Annotated in this window: 31 protein-coding genes and 1 rRNA gene; all 32 read right to left on the bottom strand. The window is 47.9% G+C overall.

Going from position 1 to position 16,100, the window contains the following annotated elements:
• Positions 1-87, bottom strand: a 16S ribosomal RNA gene (locus tag BZG75_RS14635); the annotation flags it as partial.
• A gap of 663 nt (positions 88-750) precedes the next feature.
• A complete protein-coding gene (gene rplQ, locus BZG75_RS14630; RefSeq protein WP_021024489.1) occupies positions 751-1,137 on the bottom strand; it encodes a 50S ribosomal protein L17 in 387 nt (128 codons plus the stop codon).
• Between the two features lie 35 nt (positions 1,138-1,172).
• On the bottom strand, positions 1,173-2,162 hold the full coding sequence (locus BZG75_RS14625; RefSeq protein WP_077461926.1) for a DNA-directed RNA polymerase subunit alpha: 990 nt from the start codon (positions 2,160-2,162) through the stop codon (positions 1,173-1,175).
• A 23-nt stretch (positions 2,163-2,185) separates the two neighbouring features.
• Positions 2,186-2,806, bottom strand: a complete 621-nt coding sequence (gene rpsD / locus BZG75_RS14620) for a 30S ribosomal protein S4 (protein WP_021024487.1) — start codon at positions 2,804-2,806, stop codon at positions 2,186-2,188.
• A 40-nt stretch (positions 2,807-2,846) separates the two neighbouring features.
• On the bottom strand, positions 2,847-3,236 hold the full coding sequence (rpsK, locus tag BZG75_RS14615) for a 30S ribosomal protein S11 (protein WP_021024486.1): 390 nt from the start codon (positions 3,234-3,236) through the stop codon (positions 2,847-2,849).
• A gap of 18 nt (positions 3,237-3,254) precedes the next feature.
• Positions 3,255-3,611: a 30S ribosomal protein S13 gene (gene rpsM, locus BZG75_RS14610; protein WP_021024485.1), complete on the bottom strand. Its 357-nt coding sequence runs from the start codon at positions 3,609-3,611 to the stop codon at positions 3,255-3,257.
• Positions 3,612-3,757: 146 nt separating this feature from the next.
• Complete coding sequence (rpmJ, locus tag BZG75_RS14605) at positions 3,758-3,871, bottom strand: 50S ribosomal protein L36 (RefSeq protein WP_021024484.1); 114 nt, start codon at positions 3,869-3,871, stop codon at positions 3,758-3,760.
• A gap of 27 nt (positions 3,872-3,898) precedes the next feature.
• On the bottom strand, positions 3,899-5,224 hold the full coding sequence (gene secY, locus BZG75_RS14600; RefSeq protein WP_025674307.1) for a preprotein translocase subunit SecY: 1,326 nt from the start codon (positions 5,222-5,224) through the stop codon (positions 3,899-3,901).
• A gap of 22 nt (positions 5,225-5,246) precedes the next feature.
• Entirely contained in the window at positions 5,247-5,681 is a 435-nt protein-coding gene (gene rplO, locus BZG75_RS14595) for a 50S ribosomal protein L15 (RefSeq protein ID WP_021024482.1), read from the bottom strand.
• Positions 5,682-5,685: 4 nt separating this feature from the next.
• The gene (rpmD, locus tag BZG75_RS14590) at positions 5,686-5,865 is read right to left on the bottom strand and encodes a 50S ribosomal protein L30 (protein WP_021024481.1); all 180 of its coding nucleotides are present in this window, start codon (positions 5,863-5,865) and stop codon (positions 5,686-5,688) included.
• Between the two features lie 5 nt (positions 5,866-5,870).
• The gene (gene rpsE / locus BZG75_RS14585) at positions 5,871-6,368 is read right to left on the bottom strand and encodes a 30S ribosomal protein S5 (protein ID WP_021024480.1); all 498 of its coding nucleotides are present in this window, start codon (positions 6,366-6,368) and stop codon (positions 5,871-5,873) included.
• Between the two features lie 12 nt (positions 6,369-6,380).
• Positions 6,381-6,734, bottom strand: a complete 354-nt coding sequence (rplR, locus tag BZG75_RS14580) for a 50S ribosomal protein L18 (RefSeq protein WP_021024479.1) — start codon at positions 6,732-6,734, stop codon at positions 6,381-6,383.
• A 9-nt stretch (positions 6,735-6,743) separates the two neighbouring features.
• Positions 6,744-7,277: a 50S ribosomal protein L6 gene (gene rplF, locus BZG75_RS14575; RefSeq protein WP_021024478.1), complete on the bottom strand. Its 534-nt coding sequence runs from the start codon at positions 7,275-7,277 to the stop codon at positions 6,744-6,746.
• 13 nt (positions 7,278-7,290) lie between these two features.
• Positions 7,291-7,683 carry a 30S ribosomal protein S8 gene (gene rpsH / locus BZG75_RS14570; protein ID WP_021024477.1) on the bottom strand — a complete coding sequence of 131 codons (393 nt, stop codon included), beginning with the start codon at positions 7,681-7,683 and terminating at the stop codon, positions 7,291-7,293.
• Between the two features lie 23 nt (positions 7,684-7,706).
• Positions 7,707-8,012, bottom strand: coding sequence for a 30S ribosomal protein S14 (gene rpsN, locus BZG75_RS14565; protein WP_021024476.1), 306 nt, complete (start codon positions 8,010-8,012; stop codon positions 7,707-7,709).
• A 17-nt stretch (positions 8,013-8,029) separates the two neighbouring features.
• On the bottom strand, positions 8,030-8,569 hold the full coding sequence (gene rplE, locus BZG75_RS14560; protein WP_021024475.1) for a 50S ribosomal protein L5: 540 nt from the start codon (positions 8,567-8,569) through the stop codon (positions 8,030-8,032).
• A 15-nt stretch (positions 8,570-8,584) separates the two neighbouring features.
• A complete protein-coding gene (gene rplX / locus BZG75_RS14555; protein WP_021024474.1) occupies positions 8,585-8,899 on the bottom strand; it encodes a 50S ribosomal protein L24 in 315 nt (104 codons plus the stop codon).
• A gap of 11 nt (positions 8,900-8,910) precedes the next feature.
• On the bottom strand, positions 8,911-9,282 hold the full coding sequence (gene rplN, locus BZG75_RS14550) for a 50S ribosomal protein L14 (protein ID WP_021024473.1): 372 nt from the start codon (positions 9,280-9,282) through the stop codon (positions 8,911-8,913).
• A gap of 160 nt (positions 9,283-9,442) precedes the next feature.
• Positions 9,443-9,697 carry a 30S ribosomal protein S17 gene (gene rpsQ, locus BZG75_RS14545; protein ID WP_021024472.1) on the bottom strand — a complete coding sequence of 85 codons (255 nt, stop codon included), beginning with the start codon at positions 9,695-9,697 and terminating at the stop codon, positions 9,443-9,445.
• Entirely contained in the window at positions 9,697-9,888 is a 192-nt protein-coding gene (rpmC, locus tag BZG75_RS14540; protein ID WP_021024471.1) for a 50S ribosomal protein L29, read from the bottom strand. The genes rpsQ and rpmC overlap by 1 nt, the downstream gene beginning before the upstream one ends.
• A complete protein-coding gene (gene rplP / locus BZG75_RS14535; RefSeq protein ID WP_021024470.1) occupies positions 9,888-10,298 on the bottom strand; it encodes a 50S ribosomal protein L16 in 411 nt (136 codons plus the stop codon). Before rplP ends, rpmC begins: the two co-directional genes overlap by 1 nt.
• Positions 10,299-10,309: 11 nt before the next feature.
• Complete coding sequence (gene rpsC / locus BZG75_RS14530) at positions 10,310-10,999, bottom strand: 30S ribosomal protein S3 (protein WP_021024469.1); 690 nt, start codon at positions 10,997-10,999, stop codon at positions 10,310-10,312.
• Positions 11,000-11,018: 19 nt separating this feature from the next.
• Positions 11,019-11,351 (bottom strand): 50S ribosomal protein L22, encoded by a 333-nt coding sequence (rplV, locus tag BZG75_RS14525; protein WP_021024468.1) that lies wholly within the window; start codon positions 11,349-11,351, stop codon positions 11,019-11,021.
• A gap of 10 nt (positions 11,352-11,361) precedes the next feature.
• Positions 11,362-11,640, bottom strand: a complete 279-nt coding sequence (rpsS, locus tag BZG75_RS14520) for a 30S ribosomal protein S19 (RefSeq protein ID WP_021024467.1) — start codon at positions 11,638-11,640, stop codon at positions 11,362-11,364.
• A 20-nt stretch (positions 11,641-11,660) separates the two neighbouring features.
• Positions 11,661-12,485, bottom strand: a complete 825-nt coding sequence (rplB, locus tag BZG75_RS14515) for a 50S ribosomal protein L2 (protein WP_021024466.1) — start codon at positions 12,483-12,485, stop codon at positions 11,661-11,663.
• 19 nt (positions 12,486-12,504) lie between these two features.
• Positions 12,505-12,807, bottom strand: coding sequence for a 50S ribosomal protein L23 (gene rplW / locus BZG75_RS14510; RefSeq protein WP_021024465.1), 303 nt, complete (start codon positions 12,805-12,807; stop codon positions 12,505-12,507).
• Positions 12,804-13,406, bottom strand: coding sequence for a 50S ribosomal protein L4 (gene rplD / locus BZG75_RS14505; RefSeq protein ID WP_021024464.1), 603 nt, complete (start codon positions 13,404-13,406; stop codon positions 12,804-12,806). The genes rplW and rplD overlap by 4 nt, the downstream gene beginning before the upstream one ends.
• A gap of 16 nt (positions 13,407-13,422) precedes the next feature.
• Positions 13,423-14,052 (bottom strand): 50S ribosomal protein L3, encoded by a 630-nt coding sequence (gene rplC / locus BZG75_RS14500; protein ID WP_021024463.1) that lies wholly within the window; start codon positions 14,050-14,052, stop codon positions 13,423-13,425.
• Positions 14,053-14,065: 13 nt separating this feature from the next.
• Positions 14,066-14,377, bottom strand: coding sequence for a 30S ribosomal protein S10 (rpsJ, locus tag BZG75_RS14495; protein ID WP_002541412.1), 312 nt, complete (start codon positions 14,375-14,377; stop codon positions 14,066-14,068).
• Between the two features lie 355 nt (positions 14,378-14,732).
• Positions 14,733-15,221 (bottom strand): bacterioferritin, encoded by a 489-nt coding sequence (gene bfr, locus BZG75_RS14490; protein ID WP_021024462.1) that lies wholly within the window; start codon positions 15,219-15,221, stop codon positions 14,733-14,735.
• 74 nt (positions 15,222-15,295) lie between these two features.
• A complete protein-coding gene (gene bfd / locus BZG75_RS14485) occupies positions 15,296-15,487 on the bottom strand; it encodes a bacterioferritin-associated ferredoxin (protein WP_021024461.1) in 192 nt (63 codons plus the stop codon).
• 183 nt (positions 15,488-15,670) lie between these two features.
• Positions 15,671-16,100 (bottom strand): EF-Tu/IF-2/RF-3 family GTPase (locus BZG75_RS14480; protein WP_338012831.1); only part of this gene is annotated, 430 nt, incomplete at its 5' end.

Genomic DNA, 16,100 nt, shown 5'->3' with positions numbered 1-16,100 from the left:
GCTTCAATACTGCCGTTTCCGCTCGACTTGCATGTGTTAGGCCTGCCGCCAGCGTTCAATCTGAGCCATGATCAAACTCTTCAATTAAAGTTTTGGTGTTTGCTTTCCCAAAGAAAAGACAAACGGCTCGATAAATACTGTTTTGTTCGTCTCTTGCGAGACAAACGAATTGACTGTGCCGAACAACGTAAACGTTGTTTCGTATTGGTCACTCAGTTCATCGAATAAATCTTTTTGTCTATTCTCAACGAGTGCCCACACAGATTGCATAGGTCAAATTGTTAAAGAGCGTTGACTGTGCGAAGCTGCGCTTCGCTTGGTCAGGGCTGCGTATCTTACGCGCCTTGCCGTTAAAGTCAAGAAGAGATTTTATCTTTTATTTTCAACCCTTAGGGCCGAAACAAAACCTCTTTTTGATTCCCCTAACGCGTTGTCTTCGCGTTAAGTAGGCTGCATTCTAGAGAAAACGTGACAACCGTCAATAATAAATTTCATTTTCTTTTTTGTTTGTTCAAAATTAAACCTTGTTGCTGACTTTGCCCCCACATTGGGCGTATTTTGTTCAAAACTGTCCGGCTATTCTTAACACCGACGAGATCTATTAGAACGATTAGAGTGACGAAAAGCGTCACCAATAATATTTTTACTCATTGATGCAATATCGCGGCTTACGTAAAAAAGATAATTTTAGATAAAGAAAAAGCCAGGCATAAGCCTGGCTTTTCTAAATGCACTACAAAAATAAATAACTTATTCTGCAGCTTCCTCAGCGTCTTGCTCTGGGCGATCTACGAGCTCGATGTAAGCCATAGGGGCTTTATCACCTGAGCGAACACCGCATTTCAAAATGCGAGTGTAACCGCCTGCACGTGAAGCAAAACGTGGGCCGAGTTCATTAAACAGTTTCGCTACTACTTCGTCGTTACGAGTGCGAGCGAACGCTACACGACGGTTAGCAACACTGTCGTTCTTAGCTAAGGTAATCAACGGTTCAATAACGCGACGCAGCTCTTTTGCCTTAGGCAAAGTTGTTTTGATAACTTCGTGAGTTACCAGCGAGCTAGCCATGTTGCTGAACATCGCTTTACGATGGCTGCTGTTGCGATTGAGTTGACGACCACTCTTACGATGGCGCATGACCTAATCCTTCTAACTAAATAATCAGTAACTGATTAATCTTCAGCGATTGATGCTGGCGGCCAGTTTTCTAGGCGCATGCCTAGAGATAGACCACGTGATGCCAGCACGTCTTTAATCTCTGTCAAAGACTTCTTACCAAGGTTTGGTGTTTTAAGAAGCTCAACCTCAGTACGCTGTACCAGATCACCGATATAGTGAATCGCTTCTGCTTTCAAACAGTTTGCAGAGCGAACAGTTAGTTCAAGATCGTCTACAGGACGCAGTAGGATCGGATCGAACTCTGGCTTCTCTTCTTTCTCCTCAGGGACACGTACGTCGCGTAAATCAACAAACGCATCCAACTGTTCAGCTAGGATGGTTGCCGCACGGCGAATCGCTTCCTCAGGATCCAGTGTACCGTTAGTTTCCATATCGATGACTAACTTATCAAGGTCGGTACGCTGTTCAACACGTGCTGCTTCAACATTGTAAGCAATACGATCTACTGGGCTAAACGTTGCATCGACAAGTAGGCGACCAATGGGACGCTCGTCGTCTTCGCTATCGATACGCGCAGACGCTGGTACATAGCCACGACCACGTTCTACCTTGATACGCATGCTAATTTCCGCGTTTGCATCAGTCAGGTGGCAGATAACGTGTTCTGGGTTCGCAATCTCAACACCACCATCATGGGTGATGTCGCCTGCAACAACAGGGCCTGCACCAGACTTGGTCAGAGTAAGGATAACTTCATCTTTACCCTCAACCTTAACGGCTAGGCCTTTAAGGTTAAGTAGGATTTCCAGGATGTCTTCCTGAACCCCTTCTTTGGTGCTGTACTCGTGCAATACGCCGTCAATTTCAACTTCCGTCACCGCACAGCCTGGCATAGATGAAAGTAGGATACGACGTAGCGCATTCCCCAGAGTATGGCCAAAGCCACGCTCTAGAGGTTCAAGAGTTACTTTTGCGTGCGTCGAGCTAACTTGTTCAATATCAACCAGACGCGGCTTAAGAAATTCTGTTACAGAACCCTGCATTATGTCCTCTCTTTAGTTCAGCTTTACTTAGAGTAAAGCTCGACGATCAGGTGTTCGTTGATGTCAGCAGACAAATCAGAACGCTCTGGTAGGCGTTTGAATGTGCCTTCCATCTTCTTGCTGTCTACTTCGATCCAAGTTGGCAGTTCGCGCTGTGCCGCAACTTCTAGAGCTGCTTTAATGCGCGCCTGGTTCTTCGCCTTCTCGCGAATGCTAACCACGTCGTTTGCCGAAACCTTGAAAGAAGGTACGTTAACAACTTTGCCGTTAACTAGGATCGCTTTGTGGCTTACCAGCTGACGTGATTCGGCGCGAGTGGCACCAAAGCCCATGCGGTAAACTACGTTATCTAGACGACCTTCAAGAAGCTGAAGCAGGTTTTCACCTGTATTGCCCTTGATGCGGGCAGCGTCTTTATAGTAGTTACGGAACTGCTTTTCCATTACGCCGTACATACGACGAACTTTTTGCTTCTCACGAAGCTGAACGCCATAGTCAGACAAACGGCCGCGACGCTGACCGTGAACGCCTGGGACGTTATCGATTTTACACTTGGTATCAATCGCGCGTACGCCTGACTTAAGGAACAAGTCAGTACCTTCGCGACGGCTAAGCTTCAGCTTAGGACCCAAATATCTTGCCATGATCTTTCTCCAATATTCTAAGAAACAGCGCTAGTGCGTATTAAACGCGGCGTTTCTTAGGTGGACGACAACCGTTATGCGGGATTGGCGTCGCATCGACAATGTTAGTGATGCGGAAGCCCGCAGCGTTCAGGGCACGAATAGTAGACTCGCGGCCTGGACCTGGACCTTTAACCATCACTTCGAGGTTTTTCAGGCCGTACTCTTTAGCCATTTCACCACAACGCTCAGCAGCAACCTGCGCAGCGTATGGAGTTGACTTACGAGAGCCACGGAAGCCTGAACCACCGGCAGTTGCCCATGCTAGAGCATTGCCTTGACGGTCAGAAATCGTCACGATTGTGTTATTGAAAGACGCATGAATGTGCGCAACGCCATCAGCGACTTGCTTGCGTACGCGTTTGCGTGCACGAGTTGCTTGTTTAGCCATAGTACTCACCTACCCCGATTATTTCTTGATCGGTTTGCGCGGACCCTTACGGGTACGAGCGTTGGTCTTCGTACGCTGGCCACGAAGTGGCAAGCTGCGACGATGACGCAAACCGCGGTAACAACCAAGGTCCATAAGACGCTTGATGTTCATGGAAATTTCACGACGTAGATCGCCTTCTACGGTGTATTTAGCCACACCGTCACGCAATTGGTCGATCTGTTCTTCTGATAGTTCACTGATCTTAGTGCTTTCAGCAATACCGACATCAGCTAGAATAGCTTGAGAGGTGGTTTTGCCGACACCGTAAATCGCAGTCAATGCGATTACAGCGTGCTTTTGATCAGGAATGTTAATGCCTGCTATACGGGCCACTATTCACTCCTAGTACTTTTCAAGTAGAACCGCTGCAGAGCCCGTCGAGGATACGCAGCGGCATAGCCACTTCTTTTGCACATACAAAAGGTGGGCTGGCTAATGTAGCCAGCCTGACCTCATTTTGCAAGAAAAATATTCTGCTATTAGCCTTGGCGTTGCTTGTGCTTTGGCTCACTGCAGATCACACGAACGGTACCGTTACGTTTGATCACTTTACAGTTACGGCAGATTTTCTTAACGGAAGCACGAACTTTCATTGCTAAACTCCGTAAATAGACAACCTATTAGCGGCCGTAGCCTTTTAGGTTGGCTTTTTTCAACACGGACTCATATTGTTGAGACATCAAATGAGTCTGAACTTGAGCCATAAAGTCCATGATTACGACTACTACGATAAGTAGTGATGTACCACCAAAGTAAAAGTGGACATCCCACGCAATCATCATGAACTCGGGGATCAGACAGATAAAGGTAATATACATGGCGCCCGCTAGGGTCAAACGTGTCATTACTTTATCAATGTATCTAGCAGTCTGCTCACCCGGGCGAATACCAGGTACGAACGCCCCTGACTTCTTCAAGTTATCTGCAGTTTCTCGCGGGTTAAATACCAACGCCGTATAGAAAAAGCAGAAGAAGATAATCGCTGCCGCATAAAGTATCACATACGCTGGTTGTCCCGGACTCAGTGCCAAAGACACATCGGTCAGCCAGCTTGTCTGATCACCCTTACCAAACCAGTTAGCAAGCGTGCCAGGGAACAGAATGATACTTGATGCAAAAATCGCAGGAATAACGCCTGCCATGTTGATCTTAAGAGGCAGATGCGTGCTTTGCGCTGCAAAAACACGACGACCTTGTTGCCGCTTAGCGTAGTTAACAACGATACGACGTTGACCACGCTCCATGAAGACCACAAAGTAGACGACAGCCAATACGATAACTGCGATACCTAGCAAGAGAAGCGGAGACATGTCGCCTTGACGCGCTTGCTCTATTGTCTGTCCAATTGCGGGTGGCAGACCCGCGACGATCCCGGTGAAAATAATCAACGAAATACCGTTACCAATGCCGCGCTCGGTAATTTGTTCACCTAACCACATCAAAAACATGGTACCGGTCACCAAACTAACTACCGCAGTAAAGTAAAACGCAGGACCTGGATTAATCACCAGACCCGGCATCATACTTGGTAACCCGGTCGCGATTCCAATTGCTTGGAACGTTGCCAACACCAACGTGCCGTAGCGAGTGTACTGGTTTATCTTACGACGACCAGACTCACCCTCTTTTTTCAATTCCGCTAATGCGGGATGAACGACTGACAATAACTGAACAATAATCGACGCCGAAATATACGGCATAATGCCCAGTGCCAGTATCGAGGCACGCTCAAGGGCACCACCAGAGAACATGTTAACCAAGTCAATGATGGTCCCTTGTTGCTGTTCGAACAGATCGGCAAGTACAGCAGCGTCAATACCAGGAATGGGCACAAAAGAGCCGGCACGGAATACCAATAATGCCATTGCTACAAAAAGTAGGCGACTTTTCAGCTCCGCAACTCCGCCTTTTGCACTACTGAAGTTTTGTCCTGGTTGTTTTGCCATCTGTACCTCGTCCTCGAGCTAATTATTCCTCGATTTTACCGCCTGCAGCTTCGATTGCCGCTTTAGCGCCTTTAGTGACACGAACACCTTTAACGGTTACTGCACGAGCGATTTCGCCAGACAGTACGATTTTCGCCGTACGAGTGTCTTGTGCAACAACGTTTGCCGCTTTTAGCGACTCAAGGCTTACGACGTCACCATCAACTTTAGCCAGCTCGCCTAAACGAACCTCAGCTGAAGTCAGGCCTTTACGCGAAGTAAAACCGAATTTTGGCAGACGCTGTTTCAAAGGCATTTGACCGCCTTCGAAACCTGGGCGTACTGAACCACCTGAACGTGATTTCTGACCTTTGTGACCACGGCCACCGGTTTTACCCAGGCCTGAACCAATACCACGGCCTACACGCTTCGCAGAAGGCTTTGAGCCTGCAGCCGGAGATAGAGTATTCAAACGCATGTGATTACTCCTCCACTTTAACCATGTAGTTGACTTTGTTGATCATACCGCGAATACACGGTGTATCTTCAAGTTCAACAGTGTGGTTGATGCGACGTAGGCCCAAGCCACGCAGGGTCGCTTTGTGTTTCGGCAAACGGCCGATAACGCTACGAGTCTGAGTTACTTTAATTGTCTTAGCCATGTCGATTACCCCAGAATTTCGTTAACAGGCATGCCACGTTTAGCAGCTACCATTTCTGGAGACTTCGTACCACCCAGGCCATCGATCGTTGCACGAACGATGTTGATTGGGTTGGTAGAACCGTATGCTTTCGCCAGAACGTTTTGGACGCCTGCTACTTCAAGCACGGCACGCATCGCACCACCTGCGATGATACCTGTACCATCTGATGCTGGCTGCATATACACTTTAGAACCAGTGTGGCGGCCTTTTACAGCATGGTGCAGGGTACCGTCGTTCAGCGCGATAGTAATCATGTTACGACGCGCCTTTTCCATTGATTTCTGGATCGCTGCTGGTACTTCACGGGCTTTACCGTAACCGAAACCAACGCGACCGTTACCATCACCTACCACTGTTAGTGCGGTGAAGGTAAAGATGCGACCACCTTTAACCGTCTTAGATACACGGTTTACAGCGATCAGCTTCTCATGCAAATCACTTTGTTGTTTATCGTTAGCCATCTTCCACCTACCTTAGAATTTCAGACCAGCTTCACGGGCAGCATCTGCCAGTGCAGCCACACGGCCGTGGTATTGGAAACCGGAACGGTCAAAAGCAACAGCTTCGATGCCTTTTTCCTTCGCTCGCTCAGCAATGATCTTACCCACGGCTGCAGCGGCGTCTTTGTTCCCGGTGCTCTTAACTTGTTCACGGATCGCTTTTTCTACGGTAGAAGCGGCGGCGATAACTTCCGCGCCATTACCAGCGATAACCTGTGCGTACACATGACGTGGAGTACGGTGTACCACCAGGCGAGTCGCACCCATTTCCGCGATCTTGCGTCGTGCTTTGGTCGCACGACGGATACGAGATGCTTTCTTATCCATAGTGTTACCTTACTTCTTCTTAGCTTCTTTAGTACGCACAGCTTCGTCAGCGTAACGAACACCTTTACCTTTGTAAGGCTCTGGCTTGCGGTATGCGCGGATTTCAGCAGCAACCTGGCCAACTGCTTGTTTATCAGCACCGCTGATAACAATTTCAGTTTGGCTTGGGCACTCTGCTTTTACACCCTCAGGCAGAACGTGTTCTACCGGGTGAGAGAAACCAAGTGTCAGGTTAAGTTTGTTACCGGCAATGTTTGCACGATAACCAACACCTTTCAGGATCAGTTTCTTGGTAAAGCCTTCTGTTACACCAACAACCATGCTGTTGACCAGTGCGCGCGCTGTACCAGCATGAGCCCATGCTTTAGCGTGTTCCACACTTGGTGCGAAGGTAATGGTGTTTTCTTCTTGGTTTACTGCCACCATATCGTGAAGCGTGCGGCTAAGTTCGCCTTTGCTTCCTTTTACAGTGATGTCCTGACCGTCAAGTTTCACCTCTACGCCGGCAGGAACTACGACAGGTGCTTTTGCAACACGAGACATTTCCTACTCCTTATTACGCTACGTAGCAGATGATTTCACCGCCCAGACCCGCTTTGCGAGCTGCGCGATCGGTCATCAAACCTTTCGAAGTTGATACAACCGCAATACCAAGGCCACCCATCACTGAAGGCAACTCATCTTTCTTTTTGTAGATGCGCAGGCCCGGACGGCTAACTCGTTGGATTTGCTCGATAACTGGTTTAGATTCGAAGTATTTCAACGTCACTTCCAGTTCAGGCTTGTCGTCGCTATTTACTGCGACATCAGCCACGTAACCTTCTGCTTTTAGTAGCTCAGCAATTGCCACCTTTAGCTTTGACGAAGGCATTTTAACAGCAACTTTCTTTGCTGTCTGACCGTTGCGTAAGCGGGTCAGCATATCCGAAATCGGATCTTGCATGCTCATAAGTCTTTACTCCCGTGATTCAATTACCAGCTTGCCTTACGCAGACCCGGAATCTCGCCTTTCATGCAAGCTTCACGAACCTTGATTCGGCTTAGGCCGAATTTGCGTAGGTAGCCATGTGGACGACCAGTCTGGTTGCAGCGGTTACGCTGACGAGACTTCGCAGAATCACGCGGTAGCGACTGAAGCTTCAGGACTGCGTCCCAACGCTCTTCGTCTGACGTGTTGACACTTTTAATGGTCGCACGCAGGTTGGCACGCTTTTCAGCGTAGCGCGCTGCGAGCTTCGCACGTTTTACATCACGTGCTTTCATCGATTTTTTAGCCATAACAGTAACCCTTCACCTTACTTACGGAATGGGAAGTTAAAGGCAGCCAGCAGAGCTCGACCTTCCTCATCTGTACCTGCAGTAGTAGTGATAGTAATATCAAGACCACGGATACGATCGACTTTGTCATAGTCAATCTCAGGGAAGATGATTTGCTCGCGAACGCCCATGCTGTAGTTACCACGACCATCGAACGCTTTCGGGTTCAGGCCACGGAAATCACGGATACGAGGAACTGCGATCGCGATTAAGCGCTCGAAGAAGTCCCACATACGCTCGCCACGTAGGGTTACTTTACAACCAATTGGGTAGCCCTCACGGATCTTGAAGCCTGCGACTGACTTACGTGCTTTAGTGATGAGCGGCTTTTGACCAGAAATCGCGGTCATATCAGCAGCTGCATTTTCAAGCAGTTTTTTGTCGTTCAGAGCTTCGCCCACACCCATGTTAAGGGTGATCTTCTCGATCCCTGGGACTTGCATGATGCTTTTGTAACCAAATTGCTTAGATAGCTCAGCTACAACTGTCTCTTTGTAGTAATCATGCAGTTTCGCCATTGTACTACTCCAGAATTACTTAATAGTTTCGCCATTCGACTTGAAAAAACGCACTTTTTTGCCGTCTTCAAATCGGAAGCCTACACGGTCACCTTTACCAGCTGCTGCGTTAAAGATAGCCACGTTAGAAACATCAATAGCGGCTTCTTGTTCAACAATGCCACCTTGAGTGCCCAGAGCCGGAACCGGCTTCTGGTGCTTCTTCACGAGGTTAATACCTTCAACGATAACTTTACCGGTTGGTAGAACCTTAGATACTTTACCTTTCTTGCCTTTATCTTTACCGGCAAGAACGATAACTTCGTCGTTACGACGGATTTTAGCTGCCATGAGATCGCTCCTTACAGAACTTCAGGCGCCAGAGACACAATTTTCATAAACTTCTCGTTACGAAGTTCACGTGTCACAGGGCCAAAGATACGTGTGCCGACTAGTTGCTCGTTCGTGTTGTTCAACAACACGCAAGCATTGCGGTCGAAGCGAATGACAGAGCCGTCTGGACGACGTACGCCTTTACGGGTGCGAACTACCACCGCCTTAAGCACATCACCTTTTTTCACTTTACCGCGAGGAATTGAATCCTTAACGGTAACTTTGATGATGTCGCCAACGTGGGCGTAACGACGGTGAGAGCCACCCAGAACCTTAATACACATTACACTGCGAGCGCCGGAGTTGTCGGCTGCGTCCAGCATACTTTGCATTTGGATCATTGTTAGTGCTCCGCTGTTATTACATCTAGACCCATCTCGGGTCGGGCTGCCTTTTTACAAGGGCGGCGAATAATAACACTATTTTGACCAGATGGGTAGATAAAAAATAAACGGCCCCCCGAATGAGAGCCGTTTGACTTATTATTGTCTGAAAAATCGCTTAGATGCGTGATTTTTCAACAACGCGAACCAATGTCCAAGACTTACGCTTAGAAATTGGACGACACTCACGAACCTCAACAGTATCACCTTGGTTACACTGGTTAGATTCATCGTGTACATGTAGCTTACTCGTGCGCTTGATGTACTTACCGTAGATTGGGTGTTTCACAAAACGCTCGATAGCAACGACGATAGTTTTATCGCCTTTGTCGCTGATGACGCGACCTTGCTGAGTGCGGATGTTCTCGCTCATTATGCGTTAGCCTTCTCAGTCAGTACGGTTTTTACACGTGCGATATCGCGACGAACAGCTTTCAGAGTGTGAGTTTGCTGAAGTTGGCCTGTAGCCGCTTGCATGCGCAGGTTAAACTGCTCACGTAGCAGACCCATAAGCTCTTCATTCAGCTGCTCAACAGTCTTTTCACGTAGTTCTTGTGCTTTCATCACATCACCGCCTTAGTTACGAAAGTGGTTTTGATCGGTAGCTTACGTGAAGCTAATTCAAACGCTTCGCGAGCCAGTGATTCAGGAACACCATCCATTTCGTACAGGACTTTGCCTGGTTGGATTTGGGCAACCCAGTAATCAACTGAACCTTTACCCTTACCCATACGAACTTCCAACGGCTTACCAGTAATTGGTTTGTCGGGGAAGACACGAATCCAGATTTGGCCTTGACGTTTAATGTGACGAGTCATCGCACGACGAGCCGCCTCAATTTGACGCGCAGTGATACGACCGCGACCAACAGCTTTTAGGCCATAGGTACCGAAGCTTACGTCAGTACCGTGCGCCAGACCGCGGTTACGACCTTTAAAAGTCTTGCGGAACTTAGTACGTTTTGGTTGAAGCATCGATAGACTCCTTACTTACGGCCTTTACGCTGCTTCTTCGGCTTGTCAGCCTTTTGCTCTACTTCAGCCATTCCACCTAGGACTTCGCCTTTGAAGATCCAGGTTTTAATGCCGATAACACCGTACTGGGTGTGAGCAGAAGAAGTTGCGTAATCAATGTCAGCACGAAGCGTGTGCAATGGCACACGTCCTTCACGGTACCACTCGGTACGAGCGATTTCAGCGCCGCCAAGACGACCGCTTACTTCCACTTTGATACCTTTGGCACCTAGGCGCATAGCGTTTTGTACGGCGCGCTTCATGGCACGACGGAACATAACACGACGCTCTAGCTGTGATGCGATGCTGTCGCCAACAAGTTGCGCATCTAGCTCAGGTTTACGTACTTCAGCGATATTAATTTGCGCTGGTACACCGGCCAGTTTTGCAACGTGAGCGCGCAGTTTCTCAACATCTTCACCTTTTTTACCAATCACCACACCAGGGCGCGCAGTGTGAATAGTCACACGAACACTCTTAGCTGGACGCTCGATAACGATGCGAGATACTGACGCTTTTTTCAGTTCACTAGTTAGGAACTGACGTACCTTAAAGTCGCCGTCTAGGTTGTCAGCGAAATCTTGGTTATTAGCAAACCAAGTGGAATTCCAAGGCTTTACAATGCCCAGACGAATACCATTAGGATGTACTTTTTGACCCATTGCTTTATCTCCTCGTCTCTTAGCGGTCTGCTACAACAACAGTGATGTGGCTAGAACGCTTCAAGATGCGATCGGCACGGCCTTTTGCACGAGGCATAATACGCTTCATGATTGGGCCTTCATCAACGAAGACTTTGGCGACGCTTAAATCGTCGATATCCGCACCTTCGTTATGCTCGGCGTTTGCAATAGCAGATTCCAACACTTTCTTAACCAAGTCAGCAGCTTTTTTGTCGCTGAAAGTCAGTAGTTCCAGTGCCTGTGCTACGTCTTTACCGCGCACCTGATCCGCAACCAAACGTGCTTTTTGAGGCGAGATACGAGCAAAGCGATGTTTAGCAATAGCTTCCATTTCTTACCCCTTAACGCTTCTTAGCTTTCTTATCAGCAGCGTGGCCGCGATAAGTACGTGTTGGTGCAAACTCGCCGAGCTTGTGACCGATCATTTCTTCAGAAACGAAAACGGGTACGTGCTGACGACCATTATGGACAGCGATGGTCAATCCGATCATCTGTGGGATGATCATTGAACGACGGGACCAAGTCTTTAAAGGCTTCTTGTCACCGCTTTCCACCGCTTTCTCTACCTTCTTCAGCAAGTGCAGGTCAATAAAAGGACCTTTCTTGAGAGAACGTGGCATGGCTTATCCTCTGATAATAATTACTTGTTACGACGACGTACAATGTACTTGTCGGTACGTTTGTTCTTACGGGTTTTGAAGCCTTTAGTTGGCATACCCCAAGGTGTTACTGGATGACGGCCACCTGAGGTACGACCTTCACCACCACCGTGTGGGTGATCAACCGGGTTCATTGCAACACCACGTACGCTTGGACGTGCGCCTTTCCAGCGCGCGGCACCGGCTTTACCCAGTTCGCGTAGCATGTGCTCTGAATTACCCACTTCACCAAGGGTCGCACGACCTTCAGCAAGAACCTTGCGCATTTCACCGCTGCGCAGGCGGAGTGTGACGTACGCGCCGTCACGAGCAACGATCTGTGCATAAGCACCCGCAGAACGAGCAAGCTGAGCACCTTTACCAGGTTTCAACTCGATGTTGTGGATAGTAGAACCCACTGGGATGTTACGCATTGGCAGGCTGTTACCTACCTTGATTGCTGCATCTGCACCAGATTGAATCTGATCACCGGCTTTTAGGCCTTTCGGTGCGATAATGTAACGACGTTCACCATCCGTATACAGTACAAGCGCAATGTTTGCACTACGGTTTGGATCATACTCAAGACGCTCAACTTTCGCTGGGATACCGTCTTTAGTACGTTTGAAGTCAATTACACGGTAATGATGCTTGTGACCACCACCGATGTGACGCACTGTGATTCGACCGTTGTTATTGCGACCGCCTGACTTAGAGTTTTTCTCTAGCAGTGGTGCATATGGTTTACCTTTATAAAGATCATGGTTAACCACTTTAACAAGGTGACGACGACCCGGTGAAGTCGGCTTACATTTCATAATAGCCATTTGCTTTTACTCCTCCGTCTTACTCAGCGCCGCCAACGAAGTCGATGTCCTGACCTTCTTTCAAGGCAACATACGCTTTTTTCCAGTCGCTACGACGGCCTTCACGCATACCTTGACGTTTGGTCTTACCCTTAACGAGAAGGGTACGAACAGACTTCACTTCAACTTCGAACAGTTTTTCAACTGCCGCTTTGATCTCTTTTTTCGTTGCTTCTTTAGCTACTTTAAACACAACAGTGTTGTTGTTTTCAGCGGCCATCGTCGCTTTTTCAGAGATGTGCGGAGCACGCAGAACTTTTAGGATACGCTCTTCAGTGATCATGCCAGCATCTCCTCAACTTGTTTAACTGCATCTGCAGTCATCACGACTTTGTCGAATGCGATCAAGCTAACTGGGTCGATGGTATCTGCATCGCGTACGTCAACCTTATACAGGTTACGTGCCGCAAGGAACAGGTTCTCATCAACTTCGGCAGTGACGATCAGAACGTCGCTTAGCTCAAGCTCTTTCAGCTTAGCGACAAGCTCTTTAGTTTTTGGTGCTTCAACAGAGAAGTTATCAACCACGATTAAACGCTCTTGACGAACTAGCTCTGATAGGATGCTCTTAAGAGCACCGCGGTACATCTTTTTGTTTACTTTCTGGCTATGGTCCTGAGGACGAGCTGCGAAAGTGACACCACCGCTGCGCCAAATTGGGCTGCGGATTGTACCTGCACGGGCGCGACCAGTACCCTTCTGACGCCATGGCTTAGCACCGCCACCAGATACGTCTGAACGAGTTTTCTGAGCGCGAGTACCTTGACGGGCACCAGCTGCGTATGCAACGACTACCTGGTGTACCAGGGATTCGTTGAATTCACGCCCGAAGGTAGTTTCGGAAACAGTTAGCGCGTCGGCGCCTTTGACTACCAATTCCATTACTATCTCCTCGACGTTACGCTTTAACGGCTGGTTTAACGATCACGTTGCCACCTGTCGCACCTGGGACTGCACCTTTAATAAGAAGCAGATTGCGCTCAGCGTCAACACGTACGATCTCTAGGTTTTGAGTCGTTACACGCTCAGCACCCATATGACCTGCCATTTTTTTGCCTTTGAATACGCGACCTGGAGTCTGACATTGACCGATAGAACCAGGAGCACGGTGAGACAAAGAGTTACCGTGGCTCATATCTTGAGTACGGAAGTTCCAACGCTTAACGCCGCCTTGGAAGCCCTTACCCTTCGACGTGCCAGTAACGTCTACTTTTTTGATTTCGTTAAACAGTTCTACGTTTAGCTCAGCGCCAACTTCGTACTGTTCATCATTTTCCAAACGGAATTCCCACAAACCGCGGCCTGCTTCAACACCTGCTTTCGCAAAGTGACCAGCTTGTGCCTTGTTTACACGGCTTGCTTTCTTCTCGCCTGTAGTGATTTGAATTGCTGCATACCCGTCAACTTCAGGTTTACGTACCTGAGCAACACGGTTTGCTTCAACTTCAACTACGGTAACCGGGATAGAAACGCCATCTTCGTTGAAGATACGAGTCATACCGACTTTACGACCGACTAGACCAATCATTATCTACTCCCCCTTAACCCAGGCTGATTTGAACATCAACGCCCGCAGCAAGGTCAAGACGCATCAAAGCGTCAACAGTTTTGTCTGTTGGCTCAACGATGTCGATCAGACGTTTGTGAGTACGAATTTCGTACTGGTCACGTGCGTCTTTGTTTACGTGCGGAGAAATAAGAACGGTGAAGCGCTCTTTACGAGTAGGCAAAGGAATAGGTCCCTTAACCTGTGCGCCAGTGCGCTTAGCGGTTTCAACGATTTCCGCTGTAGACTGATCGATCAAACGATGATCGAACGCCTTCAGGCGGATACGGATACGTTGGTTCTGCATGAGACAGAGCTCCAAATTCTAAAATATTTACACAAACAATATCGCCATTCCTTCTCACTAAGGCGAGGGAATGCCGATTAATTTATGTGAAACCGTAGTGCCAAAATTAGGCACATTGTCAGCCATTATTCTATGACTGCGAACATAAGCGGAGTATACATTAAACGAACAGTTTACTGTTCCATTCCTCGATGCTCATTGGTTCACAACTGCGTCGGAAGTCGCAATGACTTAAGCAGTGACGGGCATTATACCGATACGCAATGGCTTTGCAAGCGTTGGTCAAAAACACGCCATAAAAAAACGCGCCTCTCTGGCACGTTTTTCATCGTCAAGGCGGGATGACTGTTTTAACCTAACCTTTTTCGCTGGCATCTTCGATGATCTGAGCTTGATTATAGTTGGCGATGCCGACCTTATCAATTAAGCCAATCTGGGTCTCTAACCAATCGATATGCTCTTCTTCGTCATCAAGAATGTATTGAAACAGATCACGAGAGACAAAATCTCTGATGCTCTCTGTGTAAGCAATGGCCTCTTTTAAATCCTCATGGGCTTGCATTTCAATCGCCAAATCACATTCAAAGATTTCTTGCGTATCTTCACCAATTCTCAGTTTGCCAAGATCTTGGAGGTTCGGGGTTCCCTCAAGAAATAATATTCTTTCAATCAGCTTGTCGGCATGCTTCATCTCATCGATCGACTCTTCATATTCTTTATCCGCGATGACTTTTAACCCCCAGTCTTTAAGCATGCGCGCATGAAGAAAGTACTGATTAATAGCAACAAGTTCATTGCCAAGTACCGTGTTGAGAAACGCTATAGATTTTGGATCGCCTTTCATGGCAATAGCCTCCTTATGGGTTCTACTTTACAAATGTAGAACCCATAAGGAGGCTGTCAAATATTGACCGCTTATTAGCTCGCTTTTTGCAATGTGATAAGCTGACTCTCGTTGTATATAACCTCTTTAGCGTGGCGCACACATTTACCACATTGAGATCCAAGAGGCGTCAGTTGACGAAGTTCGCGAATACTGGTGACGCCTTGCTGGCGCACCCAATGCTTAATGGTTTTATCTGATACGCTGTGACAAATACAAACTAACATCTCAGTCATCTCAAAAAATGAACTATAACGAGAATAGTTTACATTGCGTTTAAGGTAAAGGTTTTTTATATAACGCTTGGTTATTGATGAAAGACTTATTTATATCTGTATCGGGCGATTAAAGAGGAAAAAAAAGGAGCGCAATGCGCTCCCTTCTATTGATAAGACTAGATGTCTATCAAATTAAGCGATGATGTTAGCAACAACACCGGCACCTACAGTACGGCCACCTTCACGGATAGCGAAGCGTAGACCTTCGTCCATCGCGATAGGTGCGATCAGCTCAACAACCATCTTGATGTTGTCACCAGGCATAACCATCTCAACGCCTTCTGGCAGTTCGATAGTACCGGTCACGTCAGTTGTACGGAAGTAGAACTGTGGACGATAACCTTTGAAGAACGGCGTATGACGGCCGCCTTCGTCTTTACCTAGTACGTATACTTCTGATTCGAACTTGGTGTGCGGAGTGATTGAACCAGGCTTCGCCAGTACTTGACCACGCTCAACTTCGTCACGCTTAGTACCACGCAGAAGAACACCAACGTTCTCACCCGCACGGCCTTCGTCTAGAAGCTTACGGAACATTTCAACACCAAACATTTCAACACCA

The organism is Salinivibrio sp. AR640 (assembly GCF_001995405.1).
Lineage (GTDB): Bacteria > Pseudomonadota > Gammaproteobacteria > Enterobacterales > Vibrionaceae > Salinivibrio > Salinivibrio costicola.
Note: the sequence above shows the minus strand (reverse complement) of the source record. Positions and strands in the feature narration are given on the sequence as shown.